Annotated in this window: 19 protein-coding genes; 4 read left to right on the top strand and 15 right to left on the bottom strand. The window is 70.9% G+C overall.

What is annotated here, in order from left to right; translation table 11 throughout:
* Positions 1 to 143: 143 nt before the first annotated feature.
* From ACZ4O3_RS00745 to ACZ4O3_RS00710, 8 genes are all read right to left on the bottom strand, one after another.
* Positions 144 to 899 carry a DUF3159 domain-containing protein gene (locus ACZ4O3_RS00745; RefSeq protein WP_467720688.1) on the bottom strand — a complete coding sequence of 252 codons (756 nt, stop codon included), beginning with the start codon at positions 897 to 899 and terminating at the stop codon, positions 144 to 146.
* A gap of 3 nt (positions 900 to 902) precedes the next feature.
* On the bottom strand, positions 903 to 1,301 hold the full coding sequence (locus tag ACZ4O3_RS00740; protein WP_362729438.1) for an OB-fold nucleic acid binding domain-containing protein: 399 nt from the start codon (positions 1,299 to 1,301) through the stop codon (positions 903 to 905).
* Between the two features lie 143 nt (positions 1,302 to 1,444).
* On the bottom strand, positions 1,445 to 2,131 hold the full coding sequence (locus ACZ4O3_RS00735) for a response regulator (RefSeq protein WP_362729436.1): 687 nt from the start codon (positions 2,129 to 2,131) through the stop codon (positions 1,445 to 1,447).
* On the bottom strand, positions 2,128 to 4,707 hold the full coding sequence (locus ACZ4O3_RS00730; protein WP_467720687.1) for a DUF4118 domain-containing protein: 2,580 nt from the start codon (positions 4,705 to 4,707) through the stop codon (positions 2,128 to 2,130). The genes ACZ4O3_RS00735 and ACZ4O3_RS00730 overlap by 4 nt, the downstream gene beginning before the upstream one ends.
* A gap of 167 nt (positions 4,708 to 4,874) precedes the next feature.
* Positions 4,875 to 6,044, bottom strand: a complete 1,170-nt coding sequence (locus tag ACZ4O3_RS00725) for an alginate lyase family protein (protein WP_467720686.1) — start codon at positions 6,042 to 6,044, stop codon at positions 4,875 to 4,877.
* Positions 6,045 to 6,236: 192 nt separating this feature from the next.
* Positions 6,237 to 6,998 carry a DUF3710 domain-containing protein gene (locus tag ACZ4O3_RS00720; protein ID WP_467720685.1) on the bottom strand — a complete coding sequence of 254 codons (762 nt, stop codon included), beginning with the start codon at positions 6,996 to 6,998 and terminating at the stop codon, positions 6,237 to 6,239.
* 1 nt (position 6,999) lies between these two features.
* Positions 7,000 to 7,563 carry a dUTP diphosphatase gene (dut, locus tag ACZ4O3_RS00715; protein WP_362727560.1) on the bottom strand — a complete coding sequence of 188 codons (564 nt, stop codon included), beginning with the start codon at positions 7,561 to 7,563 and terminating at the stop codon, positions 7,000 to 7,002.
* Positions 7,560 to 8,144 (bottom strand): PaaI family thioesterase, encoded by a 585-nt coding sequence (locus ACZ4O3_RS00710; RefSeq protein ID WP_362727558.1) that lies wholly within the window; start codon positions 8,142 to 8,144, stop codon positions 7,560 to 7,562. The genes dut and ACZ4O3_RS00710 overlap by 4 nt, the downstream gene beginning before the upstream one ends.
* A gap of 58 nt (positions 8,145 to 8,202) precedes the next feature.
* Between ACZ4O3_RS00710 and ACZ4O3_RS00705 the strand changes: the two genes are divergently transcribed.
* The gene (locus ACZ4O3_RS00705; protein WP_362727556.1) at positions 8,203 to 8,664 is read left to right on the top strand and encodes a DUF3093 domain-containing protein; all 462 of its coding nucleotides are present in this window, start codon (positions 8,203 to 8,205) and stop codon (positions 8,662 to 8,664) included.
* Between the two features lie 27 nt (positions 8,665 to 8,691).
* Here the strand turns inward: ACZ4O3_RS00705 and ACZ4O3_RS00700 are convergent, their stop codons facing one another.
* The 4 genes from ACZ4O3_RS00700 to ACZ4O3_RS00685 all read right to left on the bottom strand — a co-directional run bounded on the left by ACZ4O3_RS00700 (position 8,692) and on the right by ACZ4O3_RS00685 (position 12,243).
* A complete protein-coding gene (locus tag ACZ4O3_RS00700; RefSeq protein ID WP_384992960.1) occupies positions 8,692 to 9,609 on the bottom strand; it encodes a hypothetical protein in 918 nt (305 codons plus the stop codon).
* A gap of 13 nt (positions 9,610 to 9,622) precedes the next feature.
* Complete coding sequence (locus ACZ4O3_RS00695; RefSeq protein WP_003997302.1) at positions 9,623 to 9,919, bottom strand: DUF4193 domain-containing protein; 297 nt, start codon at positions 9,917 to 9,919, stop codon at positions 9,623 to 9,625.
* Between the two features lie 402 nt (positions 9,920 to 10,321).
* Positions 10,322 to 11,584, bottom strand: a complete 1,263-nt coding sequence (locus tag ACZ4O3_RS00690; protein WP_362728893.1) for a sensor histidine kinase — start codon at positions 11,582 to 11,584, stop codon at positions 10,322 to 10,324.
* Positions 11,585 to 11,589: 5 nt separating this feature from the next.
* Positions 11,590 to 12,243, bottom strand: coding sequence for a response regulator transcription factor (locus ACZ4O3_RS00685; protein ID WP_362728891.1), 654 nt, complete (start codon positions 12,241 to 12,243; stop codon positions 11,590 to 11,592).
* Positions 12,244 to 12,659: 416 nt separating this feature from the next.
* Here ACZ4O3_RS00685 and ACZ4O3_RS00680 point away from each other — a divergent pair, with 416 nt between their 5' ends.
* The gene (locus ACZ4O3_RS00680) at positions 12,660 to 12,833 is read left to right on the top strand and encodes a hypothetical protein (protein ID WP_362728889.1); all 174 of its coding nucleotides are present in this window, start codon (positions 12,660 to 12,662) and stop codon (positions 12,831 to 12,833) included.
* Positions 12,834 to 12,986: 153 nt separating this feature from the next.
* Here the strand turns inward: ACZ4O3_RS00680 and ACZ4O3_RS00675 are convergent, their stop codons facing one another.
* Positions 12,987 to 13,802: an inositol monophosphatase family protein gene (locus ACZ4O3_RS00675; RefSeq protein WP_467720684.1), complete on the bottom strand. Its 816-nt coding sequence runs from the start codon at positions 13,800 to 13,802 to the stop codon at positions 12,987 to 12,989.
* Positions 13,803 to 13,810: 8 nt separating this feature from the next.
* The gene (locus ACZ4O3_RS00670) at positions 13,811 to 14,938 is read right to left on the bottom strand and encodes a ferrochelatase (protein WP_467720683.1); all 1,128 of its coding nucleotides are present in this window, start codon (positions 14,936 to 14,938) and stop codon (positions 13,811 to 13,813) included.
* Between the two features lie 162 nt (positions 14,939 to 15,100).
* On the opposite strand from ACZ4O3_RS00670, the gene ACZ4O3_RS00665 reads away from it, so the two are divergent.
* Positions 15,101 to 16,339: an MFS transporter gene (locus ACZ4O3_RS00665; RefSeq protein WP_467720682.1), complete on the top strand. Its 1,239-nt coding sequence runs from the start codon at positions 15,101 to 15,103 to the stop codon at positions 16,337 to 16,339.
* The gene (locus ACZ4O3_RS00660; protein ID WP_362728410.1) at positions 16,299 to 17,627 is read left to right on the top strand and encodes a D-arabinono-1,4-lactone oxidase; all 1,329 of its coding nucleotides are present in this window, start codon (positions 16,299 to 16,301) and stop codon (positions 17,625 to 17,627) included. Before ACZ4O3_RS00665 ends, ACZ4O3_RS00660 begins: the two co-directional genes overlap by 41 nt.
* Here the strand turns inward: ACZ4O3_RS00660 and ACZ4O3_RS00655 are convergent.
* Positions 17,551 to 18,291, bottom strand: coding sequence for a hypothetical protein (locus ACZ4O3_RS00655; protein WP_467720681.1), 741 nt, complete (start codon positions 18,289 to 18,291; stop codon positions 17,551 to 17,553). The genes ACZ4O3_RS00660 and ACZ4O3_RS00655 overlap by 77 nt on opposite strands.
* Between the last annotated feature and the right edge of the window lie 185 nt (positions 18,292 to 18,476).

The raw sequence follows: 18,476 nt of genomic DNA, 5'->3' as shown, positions 1-18,476 counted from the left end.
AGTTCCCTTTTTCTTGGGCCCAAGGCACAAGGGAAAACGTTAGAGGCTTTTTTTTGGGCGCGGGGGAAAGATCAACAAAACGCGAAAGGGGGCCCCCCCCCGCCGCGGCGGAGGGCGCCCCTCTGTCGTGTCCGGATACCGGCCTACCTGCGGTGGCGTCCGCCGGAGGGCTCGCCGCTCTCGGCGGCCAGCGCGGCCTTGCGCTCCTCCTCGGCCTTCTCCTCCGCCTCCATCTCGGCGAAGACGTCGATCGGCGGCGGCGCCTTCGCCAGGAAGACCCAGGTGAGCCAGACGGCGAGCAGGAACGGCGGGATCTTCAGCGCGACCAGCACCCAGCCGAGCTGGGCCGTGTTGGCCCACCAGTACAGCGGGAAGAGGATCGCGCACTTGGCGAGCAGGATCAGGCCCCAGGCCCAGCTGGCCTTCGCGTACGCCTTCTTGCGGCCGGGGTTGCGGGTGCGCCAGGAGAGGTTCTCCTTGAAGACCGGGCCGAGGATCAGGCCGATCAGCGGCACCCCGCACAGCGTGGTGACGATGTAGGCCACCGCCAGACCCAGTGTGTAGAGCATGCCGGGCAGGTAGAAGTCCTTGGCGTTGCCGGTCATCATCGCGAAGACGACACCGAAGACGACGCCGAAGACCCCGCTGAAGGCGTGCTTGACGGTGTCCCGCATGGCCAGGCGGACCACGACCAGCACCACGGAGACCGCGAGGGCGGCGATCGCCGACCAGTGCAGGTCCTTGTTGAGGGTGAAGATCGTGACGAACAGCAGGCCGGGCAGGACCGTCTCGACCATGCCGCGCACGCCGCCGAAGGCCTCGAACAGCGCGGCCTCGGTCACCGCCCGCGCGTCGTCCTTTGCCTGCGTGTCTTCGGTCGGCTTGTCGAGCGACGTCACCGGCTACTCCCTACCGAGGGGTCTCAGTTCGTACTTGGGGTTGAACAGCACCCGGCGGCCCCGGCTCAGCGAGATCCGGCCCGATGCGATCAGTCTGCGCCCCGGTTCTATGCCCACGATGGAGCGTCTGCCGAGCCACACCACGTCCAGCGCCGCGGAGCCGTCGAACAGCTCGGCCTCCAGGGCCGGGACTCCGGCGCGCGGCCGCAGGGTGACCGTGCGCAAGGTACCAGTAACGGTGACGATCTGCCGGTCATGGCAGTCGCCGATCCGGATGCAGCCCGCCGTGTCGGCGTCCTCGCGCAGCTCCTCGGACTCCAGGTCCTCCTGCGACGAGGACAGCCGGCCCAGCATGCGCCGGAACCGGCCGGCCGGCTTTTCGGGACGAGGAACAGCACTCATGTCTGAAAGCGTACCGGGGCCCACCGGCACTGCCGTAGTCCAGCTCACGTCCCGGCCCACTTCTCGAACCGGTACCCCGTCCCCGGCTCCGTGATGCCGCATCCCCCCGGGGGGACACCCCGGACCCCCGGTCGAACCGCGGCTCACTTCTCGAAGCGGTACCCCATCCCCGGCTCCGTGATGAAGTGCTCCGGGTGCGAGGGGTCCGTCTCCAGTTTGCGGCGCAGCTGCGCCATGTACACGCGCAGGTAGTTGGTCTCGGTCCCGTACGACGGGCCCCACACCTCCTGCAGCAGTTGCTTCTGGCTGACCAGCCGGCCGGTGTTGCGGACCAGCACCTCCAGCAGATGCCACTCGGTGGGGGTCAGCCGGACGTCCCTGCCGGCCCGGTTGACCTTCTTCGCGGCCAGGTCGACGGTGAACCCCTCGGTCTCCACCAGCACGTCGTCCTCGCCGCCGCCGGAGACCGGCTCCGCACGCCGGACAGCGGCCCGCAGCCGGGCCAGCAGCTCGTCCATGCCGAAGGGCTTGGTGACGTAGTCGTCGGCGCCCGCGTCGAGCGCCTCGACCTTCTCGTCGGAGGAGTGCCGGGCGGACAGCACCAGGATGGGCACCCGGGTCCAGCCGCGCAGCCCCTTGATCACCTCGACGCCGTCCATGTCGGGCAGGCCGAGGTCGAGGACGACCACGTCGGGGTGGCGCGAGGCGGCCAGTTCGAGGGCGGTACGGCCGTCGGGGGCCGCGTCGACCTCGTACTTGCGCGCCTTGAGGTTGATCACGAGGGCGCGCACGATCTGCGGCTCGTCGTCGACCACGAGCACACGGGTCATGAGGCCTGCCTTTCCGGTTCTGCCGCGGCTCGTGCTGCTGCCTGCGCCACGGGTTCTGCTGCTGCGGTGACCGATCCTGCCGCGCGAAGGGTGAGGACCATGGTGAGGCCGCCACCGGGCGTGTCCTCGGCGTTGAGGGTGCCGCCCATCGCCTCGGCGAAGCCCCGGGCGACCGCGAGCCCCAAGCCGACCCCGGCGCCGCGCGGAGCGTCACCGTAGCGCTGGAAGGGTTCGAATATGCGTTCTTTGGCGTCGTCGGGCACGCCGGGCCCGCGGTCCACGATCCGCAGCTCCACGCGGTCGGCGATGGCACTGGCGGACACGACGACCACCCGGTCGGGCCGGTCGGCCGGGCTGTACTTGACGGCGTTCTCGACCAGGTTGGCCACCGACCGCTCCAGGAGCCCGGCGTCGGCCTCCACCATGGGCAGGCTCTCGGGGACGTCCAGCTCCACGCTCCCCTCGGGGACCCCGGCCAGGGCCATCGGAACCACCTCGTCGAGATCGGTCTCCCGGACGATCGCGGTGACGGTGCCGGTCTGCAGGCGGGACATGTCGAGCAGGTTGCCGACCAGGTGGTCGAGCCGGTCGGCGCCCTCCTCGATGCCTTCCAGCAGCTCCGCCTGGTCCTCCTCGGACCAGGCCACGTCGTCCGAGCGCAGCGACGACACCGCCGCCTTGATCCCGGCGAGCGGGGTGCGCAGATCATGGCTGACGGCGGCCAGCAGGGCCGTACGGATCCGGTTGCCCTCGGCGAGCGCGCGGGCCCCCTCGGCCTCCTCCTGGAGCCGCCTGCGGTCCAGCACGACGGCTGCCTGGGCGGCGAAGGCGGCGAGCACCCGGCGGTTCTCGGCGGGCAGCACCCGGCCGGTCAGCGCGAGGGCCATGTGGTCGCCTATGGGTACGTCGACGTCGGCGTCCTCGGGCCGGGCCAGGGCGGGGCCGATGCCGGCCCGGCCCGCGCAGCTCCACGGCTCGACGTCGCCCGACCGCTCCAGGAGGGCGGCGGACTCCATGCCGAAGGTCTCCCGGACCCGTTCCAGGAGCTCTTCCAGGCTGGTCTCCCCTCTCAGCACGTTGCCGGCGAGGAAGGAGAGGATCTCGGACTCGGCACGCAGCCGGGCGGCCTGGTGGGTACGCCGGGCGGCGAGGTCCACGACCGAGGCGACGGACAGCGCGACCCCGAAGAAGACCACGATCGCCACGATGTTCTTCGGATCGGCGATGGTCAGCCGGTGCAGGGGCGGGGTGTAGAAGTAGTTGAGCAGCAGGGACCCGAAGGCCGCCGAGGCGAGCGCCGGGAAGAGCCCGCCGAGCAGCGCCGCCGCGACCGTGAGGGTCAGGAAGAGCAGCATGTCGTTGGCGAGGCCGAGATCCACGGTGTTCAGCAGCACCGCCATCACGGCCGGCCCGGCGAGGCCGGCCAGCCAGCCCGCGACGATCCGGCCGCGCCCGAGCCGGGCCCCCCGGGCCCCCGGCAGTCCGCGCCCCTTGGCGACCTCTTCGTGGGTGACGATGTGGACGTCCAGGTCGGGCCCGGACTCGCGGGCGACCGTGGCGCCGACGCCGGGCCCCAGCACGTACTGCCAGGCCTTGCGGCGCGAGGAGCCGAGCACGATCTGGGTGGCGTTGACCCCGCGCGCGAAGTCGAGCAGGGCCGCGGGGACGTCCTCGCCGACGACCTGGTGGAAGGTGCCGCCCAGGTCCTCGACCAGGGTGCGCTGGACGGCGAGTTCCTTCGGGGAGGCGGAGGTCAGGCCGTCGCTGCGGGATATGTAGACGGCCAGCACCTCGCCGCCCGCGCCCTTCTCGGCCAGCCGCGCGGCCCGCCGGATCAGCGTGCGCCCCTCGGGTCCGCCGGTCAGCCCGACGACGATCCGCTCCCGCGAGCCCCAGATCTTCGAGACCCGGTGCTCGCTGCGGTACTGCTTCAGGTACTCGTCGGCCCGGTCGGCCACCCACAGCAGCGCCAGTTCGCGCAGTGCGGTCAGGTTGCCCGGCCGGAAGTAGTTGGACAGGGCCGCGTCGACCTTGTCGGACTGGTAGATGTTGCCGTGCGCCATGCGCCGGCGCAGCGCCTGGGGCGACATGTCGACCAGCTCGATCTGGTCGGCGCGCCGTACCACCTCGTCGGGCACGGTCTCGCGCTGGCGCACGCCCGTGATGGACTCGACGACGTCGCCGAGGGACTCCAGGTGCTGGATGTTGACGGTGGAGACGACGTCGATCCCGGCGGCCAGCAGCTCCTCGACGTCCTGCCAGCGCTTGGCGTTGCGGGAGCCGGGGACGTTGGTGTGGGCGAGTTCGTCCACCAGGGCGACGGCGGGGGCGCGGCGCAGCACGGCGTCCACGTCCATCTCGGTGAAGGCGGTGTCCCGGTACTGCAGTTCCCTGCGCTGGAGCTGCTCCAGGCCGTGCAGCATCACCTCGGTGCGCGGCCGGTCGTGGTGCTCCACGAAGGCGACCACGCAGTCGGTGCCGCGCTCCACACGCCGGTGGGCCTCGGAGAGCATGGCGTAGGTCTTGCCCACGCCCGGTGCCGCACCGAGATAGATCCGAAGCTTGCCGCGTGCCATGGTCCCATTGTCTTCCGCTTACCGCCGCCTACGCAGCGTCGACCTTACGGCCAACAGTCCAGGCGAACGGGCCGGGCGGTCCGGCGGCGGGCATCTTTGACAGAACCCTGATGTGCCCCGCGGGCCCTGCCGAGGGGCCGCGGGGCACGTCAGGAGCTCGGCGCGGCTCAGTTGGGGTTGTCGCCGTGGGTGAGGGTCTCCCAGGCCGTGAAGAGGTTGTTGGTGCCCGCGGGACGGTTGTTCTGGGTGAGCGTCTGGGTGTTGGTCATGGCGATGCCCAGCCGGTTGTGGAGGGCGTTGTAGCCGACCTCGGTGACGGGCCCGAGGCCGAGGGTCAGGGAGCCGCCGCAGAGCCAGCTGGGGACGGCGGTGCCCAGCTGGTACTTGGCCTGGAAGCCGAGCGCCTGGCGCAGCCGTTCGCCGACGTCCGTGCCGTAGAGGTCCTGGCCCTGGATCCGGCTGGTCTCGGCGACGTGCGAGATCGAGGAGATGCCGTAGCCGGTGTGCGTGAAGTCCCGGCAGGTCTCCTGGGTGAGGCCGGTGACGAAGGTGGACTGGCCCTGCCAGTAGGAGACGATCTTGGCGGTGGTGTCGAGGTTCTGGCTGGGCACGGTCTTCGGCACCGACCCGTCGGAGGCCAGGTAGACGTAGGCGGCCGTGCGGGTGCGGAACTTGGCCATGGCCGTGTCGTACGACGCCTTGTCCTCCAGGAAGACGGAGATGCCGACGGCGGCCTCCATCATCGTCAGCTCCCAGTTGCCGTTGGAGTTGGAGCCCTTGATGACGGTGGGGAGGTAGACGTCGCGCAGCATGGTGGCGAAGCGGGCCTCGTTCGCCCAGGTCCCGGTGTACGTGTACCTGATGATCTCGGCGGCCTTGGGCCAGGAGGAGCCGGCCCAGCCGGTCTGCAGGGGCGCGTTGCTGTTGGTGTGGCTGGTGATGGTGGCCGACCAGGCGTCCATGATCTGGATCGCCTTCTGGGCGTAGCGCGCGTCCTTGGTGACGTACCAGGCAAGGGCGTCGGTGTAGGCGGCGATCGCGTCCTCGCGCTCGTCGGTGCAGCCGTAGTTGGGGTTCGAGTACGACCCGCACTCGACCGTTGCCCTGGGGGCGGGCGTCCGGTTCAGGTCGGCGTACTTGCTCGCCATCATCTGGTCGTAGGCCGACTTCCAGGGCTGGGCGCCGGCCAGCACCTCGGCGCGGGCGAAGTCCAGCTGGGACTTGGAGACGGTGACTCCCGGGTGCACGAAGGTGCTGGGGGCCGAGTGGGCGGCGGGGGCCGTGAAGACGCCCAGGAGCAGGGCTCCCGCGGCCGCGAGCAGGGGGATGCGACGCACAGCGACTCCGTTCTAGTTCTCGTATGTGAACTTGGAGCGCCTCTGTGAACATAGGCGTGCCGAGACCGTAGGTACGGACCAGACTTCCGTCAAGGTGTGAAGTAAGGCGGGGTCATTCACACCGGATCACCCGCGCATGTGAAAGGGCCGCACCCCGGACTCGGGGTACGGCCCTGCCGCTTCTCGGCTCCGCTACCGGACCTCGGTGATCTCCGGTCCGCGCTGGAGCTGGCCCATGCCGCCGGAGAAGCGCGAGGACTCCTCCTGCTGGACGCCCTCGGGAACCATCTGGGCGTCGTTCGGCAGCTTCAGGACGATCGGGTCACGGGGTGCCATCGGGCCCTCGCCGCGGACCACGACGGTGTCCCGGAAGATCTGCTCCAGGAGCCCGGCGGCCTGCGGCTGCACCGCGCCCTGCCCGGAGATCACACCGCGCAGGAACCAGCGCGGTCCGTCCACACCCACGAACCGCACGACCTGGTAGCCGCCCGTGCCGTCCGGCAGCTGGACCGGCACCTGAGCACGCAGCTCCCAGCCCAGCGGGCCCTCGACCTCATCGACGATGCCACCCTGCTGGGTGATGCCGGAGCCGATCTCCTCGCGCACCTCGCCCCAGATGCCCTCACGCTTGGGCGCGGCGAAGGCCTGCAGCTGCACGGCACTGTCCTTGAGCACCACGGTCGCCGCGACGATCGCGTCACCCGCGACCTCGACCCGCAGCTCCATGCCGTCGACGCCGGGCACGAACAGCCCGCCGAGGTCCACCCGGCCCTCGCCCGGCTCCCGCACCTCGGTGGCGTCCCACGGCCCGTCGGGCCGGGGCTCCGGCTCCAGGCGCACGCGCTCGCGCTCGCCCTTTTCCTCGTCCGCCTCGGTGTCGATGCTGTCGACGACCTGCTCGGCCTCGCCGGCCGCATCCTCGGCGGCACCCTTCTTGTTGCGACGTCCGAACACGTCACTGTCCTTCCCGGTCGGATACGACCGAAGCGTATCGATTCCCACCCGGCCGACCGCCCTCGGCGGCCTGACCGCTTGTGCCGCTCACGTCGTCCACCGCGGCATGCCCGCCGGTGGACCCGAAGCCCCCCTCGGCCCGTGCCGAATCGGGAAGTTCCGCCACCTCCTGGAAGCGGACCCTCTCGACCTGCTGGACGACCAGTTGGGCAATCCGGTCGAAGCGCTCGAACCGCACGGCCTCGCGCGGGTCGAGATTCACCACGATCACCTTGATCTCCCCACGGTACCCGGCATCAATCGTCCCCGGGGCATTCACGAGGGCCACACCGCACCGGGCGGCGAGCCCCGAACGAGGGTGTACGAAGGCCGCGTACCCCTCCGGGAGGGCGATCGACACCCCTGTGGGCAGGACGGCCCGTTCGCCGGGCTTCAGCTCGCACGGCTCGGTGGTGCGCAGATCGGCTCCCGCGTCGCCGGGGTGCTCGTACGCCGGAAGCGGTACGTCCTGGTCGACACGGCGGATCAGGACGTCGAGCGGGCTCGCGGAGGATGCGGGGTTCACGGGTTCACCTCGAAGGCGCGGGTGCGCCGGATCTGGTCCGGGTCGTTCATGGCGGCCTTGATCTCTTCCTCGCGGCCGTGGTCGGTGAAGTGCTCGACCGGTACCTCCACGAAGAGCGCCTCGGCACGGACGGCGACGGGGCCGTCCGGGCCGTCCAGGCGCCCGGTGGCGGTCGAGTAGATCTTCCGGCCGGCCACCGCGGCGACCTCGGCCGCCAGGTGCAGCGTGGTGCCCACGGGCACCGGTCGTACGAAGTCGGTCTCCAGCCGTCCGGTGACGGCGATCTTCCGCAGCAGCCAGTTCAGCGAGCCCAGCGTCTCGTCGAGAGCCGTGGCGAGGACACCGCCGTGCGCGAGGCCCGGGGCGCCCTGGTGCGCGGCCCGCACGGTGAACTCGGCGGTGAGGGAGACTCCCTCGCCGGCCCGCACCTCCAGGTGCAGCCCGTGCGACTGCCCGTGGCCGCACCCGAAACACTGTTCGTAGTGGGCGCCGATGAGCTCGCCGGGCGCGGGAGCGTCGGGGTGCCGCACCGGTTTCCTGGCACTGGCGGGAGGCTGAAGAGCTGCGGAACTACCACTCACAGGCGCAGACCTTACCCGCGCGTCCGGTGAATCCGGACACCGTGCCAAGCTTGGCTCCATGCAGCTCTCCGCCACCCCGTACGAAGAACGCCTCACGGCCCCCCGGTCGTGGTGGTTCCTCAGCTTCCTGCTCGGCGTCTCGTGCGCCCTGGTCCTGCTGCCGTTCGGCACCCTGCCCACGCTCGGCGGCCTGGTGGGCGGCACGGCGGCGGCGGCCGTGGTGGCCAGTTCGTACGGCTCACCGCGGATCCGGGTCGTGGGCGACTCGCTGATCGCGGGCGAGGCGAAGATCCCGGTGTCCGCGCTCGGCGCCTCGGAGGTGCTGGACCCGGAGGAGGCGCGCGCCTGGCGCACGTACAAGGCCGACGTCCGCGCCTTCCTCCTGCTGCGCGCCTACATCCCGAGGGCCCTGCGCGTGGAGGTCACGGACCCGGCGGACCCGACGCCGTACCTGTACCTGTCGACCCGGGAGCCGGAGGCTCTGGCGGCGGCGATCGAGGCGGCGAAGCAGGCCCGGTAGGCCTCGCCCGGTTCCCGCCGCCGGCCGTCACCCTCCGAAGTCCTCCGGCAGCTCGGCGATCGGCAGCGGCTCCGCCGGTTTCTCCAGCGGCGGCAGCTCCGGCAGTTCCTCCCACGGCACCTGGATCTTTCTCAGGTCCGCGCGGATCCGCGCCGCGAGCTTCCTGGTGTCCCGGCGGTTCATGACCGCGCCCACCGCGGCGCCCACCATGAACGGCATCAGGTTGGGCAGGTCCCGCACCATCCGCTTCATGATCTGCTGGCGCAGCTCGCGCTTCATGTGCCCGCCGAGGGCGTTGTTGATCGTCGACGGCTTCATCACGTCGATTCCGCGCTCCCCCGACCAGGAGGCCAGATACGCGGTGGAGCGGGCTTTCAGACCGCCCGGCGGCCGCACGCCGTAGACCTCGTGGAGTTCGGCGATCAGCTTGAGCTCGATCGCCGCGACCCCGGTGATCTCCGCGGCCAGCTCGGTCGGCATCGCCGGCGGCACCGGCAGCATCGCCGCCGCGCCGACCCCGGCGCCGACCGCCGAGGTCGCGCCCGCCGCACCCGCCACCAGTTTGTCGGCGAGCTGCTCGGGCCCGAGGTCCGGGAACTGCCGGCGCAGGGTCCCGAGGTCGCGTACGGGGACACGAGGGGCGATCTCGATGATCCGGTCCGCGAGGTAGGCCAGCCCCGCTCTCGCCCGGCTGCCGCCCTTACGGGCACCTTCCCGGGCCAGGTTCACGGCCTTGTCACGGATGGCCCCGGCCCGTCGCCTGCCGACGGGCGCGGGCTCGTCCGCCGGCGCCGGGAGGTCACCCCGGTCGGCCGCCGGTTCGAGCGAGGCTCCCGGATCGGATGAGCCTCGCCCGTCGTCACGCGCGCGTGGGCCGTCGGACGGCCCCGAGTCCGCTCCCGGCAGGGGGAAACGGCGCTTCCGGGGTGGGGTCGAGCCAGTCATGCCCGACCCCTCCTCAGTCGCAGTCGCGGCAGATCGGCTGACCGTTCTTCTCCCGGGCCAGCTGGCTGCGGTGGTGCACCAGGAAGCAGCTCATGCAGGTGAACTCGTCCTGCTGCTTGGGCAGCACCCGGACGGCCAGCTCCTCGTTCGAGAGGTCCGCGCCGGGCAGCTCCAGGCCTTCGGCGGCCTCGAACTCGTCTACGTCCACCGAGGACGTGGACTTGTCGTTCCTCCGGGCCTTCAGCTCTTCAAGACTGTCCGAGTCGACGTCGTCGTCGGTCTTGCGTGGAGTGTCGTAATCGGTTGCCATGGTCGCTCTCCCCCTCTGGGTGTCTGCGGTGTCTCCAGCGCACGTAACGCGTGAGAGGCCGGACTTGTGCCCGACCTGAGGCGGAGATTTTGCCTCACATCAAGGTCTGTTACTCAATCGACACCCAACCGGATCCCCCGAGAGTGATCGGGTTGAATGGCGATGGGGACCGTACACGGTCCTCACGAGGCACCTCAAAGGCGCCTCACCCTGTACTTCCCGTGATCAAGACCCGTGAAAACAGGGATTTTCCCGGCTTTATTCCCCCCGCCGTGATCACGGAGAGTAGATGGCCTGAAATACGCCCTTGTGATCGATCACACAAGGGGTACCACGACACACCGAGCGAAAATTCCGCGCAAAGCGAACATCCCCCGCGTGTGTCGCGATCTTGCAACGGCATCAGACGGGGAAGGTGACCCTCATCACGAGACCACCGCCCTCGCGTGGCTGTGCCGCGATGTGACCGCCGTGCGCCCGCGCCACCGACCGGACGATGGACAGGCCGAGGCCGACGCCCTTGTCGCTGCCCGTCCGCTCGGTACGGAGCCGCCGGAAGGGCTCGAACAGGTTGTCGATCTCGTACGCCGGCACCACCGGGCCGGTGTTCGACACGGACAGTACCGCCTGGCCGTGCTGGATCTCGGTGTCGACCTCGACCCAGCCGTCCTCGGGCACGTTGTAGCGCACCGCGTTCTGCACCAGGTTCAGCGCGATCCGCTCCAGCAGGACGCCGTTGCCCTGCACGACCGCCGGCTTGCGCACGCCCCGGACGGCCACGCCCTTGGCCGCGGCCTCCGCGTGCACCTGGTCGACGGCCTGGGTGGCCACTTCGGCCAGGTCGACCGGTTTGCGCTCGACGATCTGGTTGTCGCTGCGGGCGAGCAGCAGCAGGCCCTCCACGAGCTGTTCGCTGCGTTCGTTGGTGGCCAGCAGGGTCTTGCCGAGTTGCTGCAGCTCCACCGGTGCCCCCGGGTCCGACAGATGCACCTCCAGGAGCGTGCGGTTGATCGCCAGCGGCGTGCGCAGCTCGTGGGAGGCGTTGCCGACGAAACGCTGCTGGGCCGTGAAGGCCCGCTGCAGCCGCTCCAGCATGTCGTCGAAGGTGTCCGCGAGCTCCTTGAGCTCGTCGTCCGGGCCGTCGAGTTCGATCCGGCGGGAGAGGTCCGAGCCGGCCACCGCGCGGGCGGTGCGGGTGATCCGGCCGAGCGGGGACAGCACCCGTCCGGCCATCGCGTAACCGAACGCGAAGGCGATCACGGCCAGGCCGAGCAGGGCCAGCAGCGAACGGCTCAGCAGGTCGTCCAGGGCGGCCTGGCGCTGGTGGTCCACGCACCGGGCGATCGCCTGGTTGAAGTCCGGCAGCGGCACGCTCTGCGACGTGGTGCTGGCCATGTTGATCGCGGGGCAGTTGTCGCTGGAGACCTGGAGCGACGAGAACTTGACGATCTTGAACAGCGGCTGATTGCCGGTGCTGATCGCCTGCGCGGCGAGCAGGTAGATGATCGACAGCAGCAGGATGCCGGCGATCAGGAACATGCCGCCGTACAGCAGCGTGAGCCGTATCCGGATGGTCGGGCGCAGCCACGGGAAGACCGGCTGCGGTCTCCGGGGGTCCCAGGTGGGCTTGGGGGGTGCCTGCGGAGGCGCGGGAGTGGCGGCCACGGTCATCAGATCCGGTAACCCGAGCCGGGGACGGTGACGATCACGGCGGGCTCGCCCAGCTTGCGGCGCAGCGTCATCACGGTCACGCGCACCACGTTGGTGAAGGGGTCGGTGTTCTCGTCCCAGGCCTTCTCGAGGAGCTGCTCGGCGGAGACCACCGCACCCTCGCTGCGCATCAGCACTTCCAGGACCGCGAACTCCTTCGGCGCGAGCTGGACCTCCTTGCCGTCGCGGAAGACCTCGCGGCGGTTCGGGTCGAGCTTGATGCCGGCGCGCTCCAGGACGGGGGGCAGCGGCATGCTGGTGCGGCGGCCGAGGGCGCGCACGCGCGCGATCAGCTCGCTGAACGCGAAGGGCTTGGGAAGGTAGTCGTCGGCGCCGATCTCCAGGCCCTCCACACGGTCGCTGACGTCACCGGACGCGGTGAGCATCAGCACGCGCGTGGGCATGCCCAGCTCGACGATCCTGCGGCAGACGTCGTCGCCGTGCACGAGGGGGAGGTCACGGTCGAGGACGACCACGTCGTAGTCGTTGACGCCGATGCGCTCGAGGGCGGCCGCGCCGTCGTACACGACGTCGACGGCCATGGCCTCCCGGCGCAGTCCGGTGGCCACCGCATCGGCGAGCAATTGCTCGTCCTCGACGACGAGTACGCGCACGTCGCTTGTCCTTCCTCTGTCCACCCGCGTAGCGCGCAGCGGCGCACGCGGGCAGGGGCCTTCGTGGGGTGTGTGACCTCCATCCTGCCCTTTTCGGCCATAAGTCGGCAGTAAGACGAGGGCTGCGGCAACAGGATCGGCGCCGCCGGGCGGGAATGCCAGATTTTCTCCTCCGGTTGAGGTTTCCAGCGAAGGGAGCGAGGGGAGGACGGCATGTACACCCCGCGATCACGCTCTGCATGTGCCGCAGCACCATGCGGTACGTACGTCGCCGCTACAGCAGAGTGGACGACGGGGGTGTCCGGCACCGTCGCCGCCCGGCTGGGCAGCGCTGGGCACCCGCGAGAGACGTGATCGCCCCTTCAACGGCACACCCCCGTGCCACCGACCCACGACCCAGGACGAGGGGGCGCAGCATGGACGCATTCACCACAGGACTTCTGCAGCGCATAAAGGCGACCGAGTCCGACATCACCCGGGCTCGTGACGAGGGCGACGACTTCCTTGTCGAAGTGGAGCAGGCCGAGCTCGACGACCTGCGCCGCCTCGCCGCCGAACACGGCGTGGAAGTCGGCGTGACCAGCGTCTGACAGTCCCGCAGCAGCAGCTCACCGGCACAGGAGCAGGGCCCCGGCGAATCCAGCGCCGGGGCCCCGCTCATGCCGTGGCCCCTACCCACCGCAACGACGTTCGACTCATCCGCACCAGAAGAAAACCGGTCCCCCACGCCCGGCGTCCGGGGCTCAGTCGTGCCAGGCGCCGAAGTCCTCCAGCAACCGCTGGAGCGGCTCGAAGACACCCGGGGTGCCGGCGATCGTCAGATCCCGGGACGGGCGCTCTCCGGGGCGGCCACCGGTCGACGCGCCGGCCTCCCGCGCGATCAGGTCGCCCGCGCCCCAGTCCCACGCGTTCAGTCCGCGCTCGAAGTACCCGTCCAGCCGGCCGCAGGCCACATCGCACAGGTCGACCGCCGCCGACCCGCTCCGGCGTACGTCGCGGAGCAGCGGGATCAGCCGGGCGGCTACCTCGGCCTGATGGGTGCGGACCTCGGTCACGTAGTTGAAGCCGGTCGACACCAGTGCCTGGTCCAGCGGCGGCGCCGGGCGGCAGCGCAGTTTCCGCTCGCCCTCCCACGCCCCGGTCGCCCAGGCCCCGCCGCCCCGTACCGCGTGGTACGTCTCGCCGCGCATCGGTGCCGCGACGACCCCCGCCACGGTCTCGCCGTCCTGCTCGGCCGCGATGGAGACCCCCCAGGTCGGCAGCCCGTACAGGTAGTTGACGGTACCGTCGAGCGGGTCGATCACCCAGCGGATCCCGCTCGTGCCCTCGGCCGACGCGCCTTCCTCGCCGAGGAAGCCGTCGTCGGGGCGGTGGCCGGAGATCAGGTCGGTGATCAGTTTCTCCGCCGCGATGTCCATCTCGGTCACGACGTCGATCGGGCTGGACTTGGTCCGGGCCACGGCGAGGTCGGCCGGGCGGCCGTCCCGGAGCAGCTCGCCCGCGCGGGCGGCCGCCTCCCGGGCGAGCCTGAGCAGGTCGGAGTGCAGGGCGTCGGTCACGGGGCTCCTCACGCGTACGGGCTGTCGGCGCCGGCCGCGGCCGGGCGGGGGGTGCGGGACGGGCAGCAGCCGACCGGGCACAGGTGGTGGCTCGCGCCCAGCGCGCCCAGCGCGCACGGCGTGACCTCCCGCCCGTTCTCCACGCCCGCGCGCTCCAGGACCATGTCCCGGACCGCGGCGGCGAACCGCGGGTCGTCCCCGACGGTCGCGGACCGCCGTACCGGCAGACCCAGCTCCTCGGCCCTGGCCATGGCCTCCGTGTCGAGGTCGTAGAGGACCTCCATGTGGTCGGAGACGAAGCCGATCGGGGCCATCACGACGGCGGGGGCCCCGGCGCCGTGCAGCGTCTCCAGGTGGTCGCAGATGTCGGGCTCCAGCCACGGGATGTGCGGGGCGCCCGAGCGGGACTGGTAGACGAGCCGCCAGGGGTGGTCGACACCGGTGCGCTCGCGGACCGCGTCGGCGATCAGCTGCGCCACGTCCAGGTGCTCCTCGACGTAGGCGCCGCCCTCCCCGTGGGACTCGGCCGGTCCCGAGGTGTCGGCGCTCGCGGTCGGGATGGAGTGCGTGGTGAAGGCGATGTGGGCACCCGCGCGGACGTCCTCGGGGAGATCGGCGAGGCACTGGAGCACCCCGTCGATCATCGGGTCGAGGAAGCCGGGATGGTTGAAGTAGTGCCGCAGCTTGTCGACCCTCGGCGGTTCGAGGCCCTCGGCCGCCAGCTCGGCCAGGGAGTCCGCGAGGTTCTCGCGGTACTGCCGGCAGCCCGAGTAGGAGGCGTAGGCGCTGGTGGCGAGGACCAGGACGCGGCGGCGCCCGTCGGCGACCATCTCGCGCAGGGTGTCCGTCAGATACGGCGCCCAGTTCCGGTTGCCCCAGTAGACCGGCAGGTCCAGGCCGTGCTCGGCGAAGTCCTTGCGCAGAGCGTCCAGCAGGGCGCGGTTCTGGTCGTTGATCGGGCTGACCCCGCCGAAGAGGAAGTAGTGCTGCCCGACCTCCTTGAGACGTTCCTTCGGGATACCGCGCCCGCGCGTCACGTTCTCCAGGAACGGGACCACGTCGTCCGGGCCTTCCGGGCCGCCGAAGGAGAGCAGGAGCAGGGCGTCGTAGGGGGTGGCATCGAGCGCGTCTGACATGTGTCCGATCCTGTCACCCGTCACTGACCGGCCGGAAACAGGAGCATTAAGAGTCGGATTCGGGAGGTTTATCCCAAGAGCCGGCCAGGTGCATCGGGGTCCCCTCGCTCGTAAGCTGTACACACCGCAGTCACGCCTTACTCAGCCCCGTCGGAGACCCTCGTGCCCAGCCCCTACCGTGCCCTCTTCGCCGTTCCCGGCACCAAGGGCTTCTCCGCCGCGGGCTTCGTCGGCCGGATGCCGCTGTCCATGATGGGCATCGGCGTGGTCACGATGATCTCCCAGATCGACGGGCGGTACGGGCTCGCCGGCGCCCTCTCGGCCACCATCGCGCTGTCCGCCGCCGCGGTCGGCCCGCAGGTCTCCCGGCTGGTCGACCAGCACGGCCAGCGCCGGGTGCTGCGTCCCGCGACCCTCCTCGCGCTCACGGCGGCGGCCGGGCTGCTCCTCGCCGCGCGCTTCGGGTGGCCGGACTGGGTGCTGTTCGTCTGCGCCGCCGGGATCGGCGCGGTGCCGAGCCTGGGCGCGATGATCCGGGCCCGCTGGGCCGCCCTCTACCGGGGCACCCCGCAGCTGCACACCGCCTACTCGTTCGAGTCGGTCGTCGACGAGGTCTGCTTCATCTTCGGGCCGATCATCTCCATCGGCCTGTCCACGGTCTGGTTCCCCGAGGCGGGGCCGCTGCTGGCCGCCTGCTTCCTGGCCGCCGGCGTCTTCTGGCTGACCGCCCAGCGCGCCACCGAGCCCGCGCCGCACCCGCGCGAGCACCACACCCGCGGTTCGGCGCTGCGCGCGCCCGGTCTCCAGGTGCTGGTGGCGACCTTCGTGGCCACCGGAGCGATCTTCGGCGCGGTAGACGTGGTGACCGTCGCCTTCGCCGACGAACGCGGCCACAAGGGTGCCGCGAGCGTGGTCCTCGCGCTGTACGCGGCCGGCTCCTGTCTGGCCGGCGCGGTCTTCGGTCTGATGCGGTTCGCGGGGAAGCCGGAACGCAGGTGGCTGCTGGGCATATGTGCGATGGCCGTGAGTATGATCCCCCTCCTACTGGTCGGAAACCTGCCGCTTCTGGCCGTGGCGCTGTTCGTTGCGGGCCTGTCCATCGCACCGACGATGATCACGACGATGTCCCTCATCGAAAAGCACGTACCTCGCGCGAAGCTCACCGAGGGGATGACCTGGGTGAGTACCGGCCTCGCGGTCGGGGTGGCGCTCGGCTCCTCGGTCGCCGGCTGGGTGATCGACGCTGCCGGGGCCCGCACCGGGTACGGGGTTCCGGCCGTGTCCGGGGCCGTCGCGGTCGCGGTCGGTTTCCTCGGTTACCGCCGGCTCAACAGGCCGGTCACGGGTCGGGGAGGCACCGTTGAGCAGTACAGCGAGCGGGAAGAGCGGCACGTGGCGTAACTGGGGAGGGACCGTCACGGTCAGCCCCGCGCGGGAGGTCACTCCCGCCTCCGTGGACGAACTGGCTGCGGCGGTACGGCAGGCCGCCGAGGACGGCCTGAAGGTGAAGGCGGTCGGCAGCGGCCACTCCTTCACCTCGATCGCCGCGACCGACGGCCTCTCGGTCCGCCCTCAGCTGCTGACCGGGATCCGCGGCATCGACCGCAAGGCCATGACCGTCACGGTCGAGGCCGGCACCCCGCTCAGGAGACTCAACATGGCCCTGGCCCGCGAGGGCCTGTCGCTGACCAACATGGGCGACATCATGGAGCAGACGGTCTCCGGGGCCACCAGCACCGGCACCCACGGCACGGGCCGCGAGTCCGCCTCGCTCGCCGCCCAGATCAGGGCACTCGAACTGGTCACCGCCGACGGCTCGGTGCTCACCTGCTCCGCGGACGGCACCGAGGAGGAGCGCGCGGTCTTCGCGGCCGCGCGGATCGGCCTCGGCGCGCTCGGGATCGTCACCGCGATCACCTTCGCCGTGGAGCCGCTCTTCCTGCTCGGCGCGCGCGAGGAACCGATGCCCCTGGACCGCGTCCTCGCCGAGTTCGACCAGCTCTGGTCCGAGAACGAGCACTTCGAGTTCTACTGGTTCCCGCACACCGGCAACACCAACACCAAGCGCAACAACCGCAGCGCGGGCCCGGCGCAGCCCGTGGGTCGGCTGGCCGGCTGGTTCGAGGACGAGTTCCTCTCCAACGGCCTCTTCCACGGGGTGCAGTTGCTCGGCCGGGCGGTGCCCGCCGTGGTCCCGACGGTCGCCCGCATCTCCAGCACGGCGCTGTCCGCACGGACGTACACGGACATTCCCTACAAGGTCTTCACCTCCCCGCGCCGGGTACGTTTCGTGGAGATGGAGTACGCCGTGCCGCGCGAGGCCCTGGTGGACACGGTGCGGGAACTGAAGGCGATGGTCGACCGCTCCGGCCTCAGGGTCAACTTCCCGGTCGAGGTCCGCACCGCTCCGGCCGACGACATCGCCCTGTCCACCGCCTCCGCCCGGGACAGCGCCTACGTGGCGGTCCACATGTTCCGGGGCACGCCGTACCAGGCGTACTTCACCGCCGCCGAGCGCATCTTCACCGCGCACGAGGGCCGCCCGCACTGGGGCAAGGTGCACACCAGGGACGCGGAGTACTTCGCCAAGGCCTACCCGAGGTTCGGCGAGTTCACCGCGCTGCGGGATCGGCTCGATCCGGACCGGCTGTTCCAGAACGACTATCTGCGGAGGGTTCTGGGCCAGTAGCCGAGGACGCGGTCGGCGAGGGGGCCGTACTCGGCTCCCCGCCCGTGGACTCGGTCGCGGACGGTGCCGGCGTCGCGGCACCCCCGCTCGCGGGCGTCCGGGCCGGATCCGGGGAGGAGGACGGCGTCGGAGTGGGCGAAGTGGCCGTCCCGTCACCGGAGTTCGGGCCGGAAGAGCCCGGCCGGCCCGGGGAACCCGAGGACTCAGAGGGCTCAGAGGGCTTCTCGGGCACGGTGCCGCCGGTGACGGCGCCGCTGACCGTCGTGGCGGAGCCGCCACTGAAACTGCCGCCCTGGACCAGTTCACAGGTCGTGATGCCGGCCATGGCCACCGCGAACACCAGGGCCGCCGCGACCACCGGGCGGCGCCGGCTCCGCACCCGGGCCCGGTGGACGGTGCCCTCGGTGAACTCGCCGGGCGCCGGGGACCCTTGCCCCCGGGGCCGGGGGGTCACCGTCGCGTCGCGCAGCCGTTCCCCGGTGCGCTTGAGGAAGTGCTGGAACAGCGTGCCGTCACAGGTGGCGATCACACTGACGACGCCGGCGCCGAGGACCGTGCCGTACACCCCGGCGCAGGACGCGAGTTCGGCGGCCACCACCGCGGCCACCGCGCTGCCCGCGACCTGGGGCACGCTGAGGCCGATCCGCCTCGGACGCCCCGTCACCCCCTCTCCCGTACTCGCCTGGTCACCGGAACCGGGCCTTTCACGCATTCCCGAACCTTGCCTGCCCTTCCCGTACTTGTTCGACCAACCGCACGAGAAAGGGACGTACGGACGAAACCATTAGTTCCGTTTCTACGGAATGCGTGAAGTACGCCACGTTCAAGATCGCCCCGGAATGGGCAATC

Source organism: Streptomyces sp. NPDC026515 (assembly GCF_055567595.1).
Note: the sequence above shows the minus strand (reverse complement) of the source record. Positions and strands in the feature narration are given on the sequence as shown.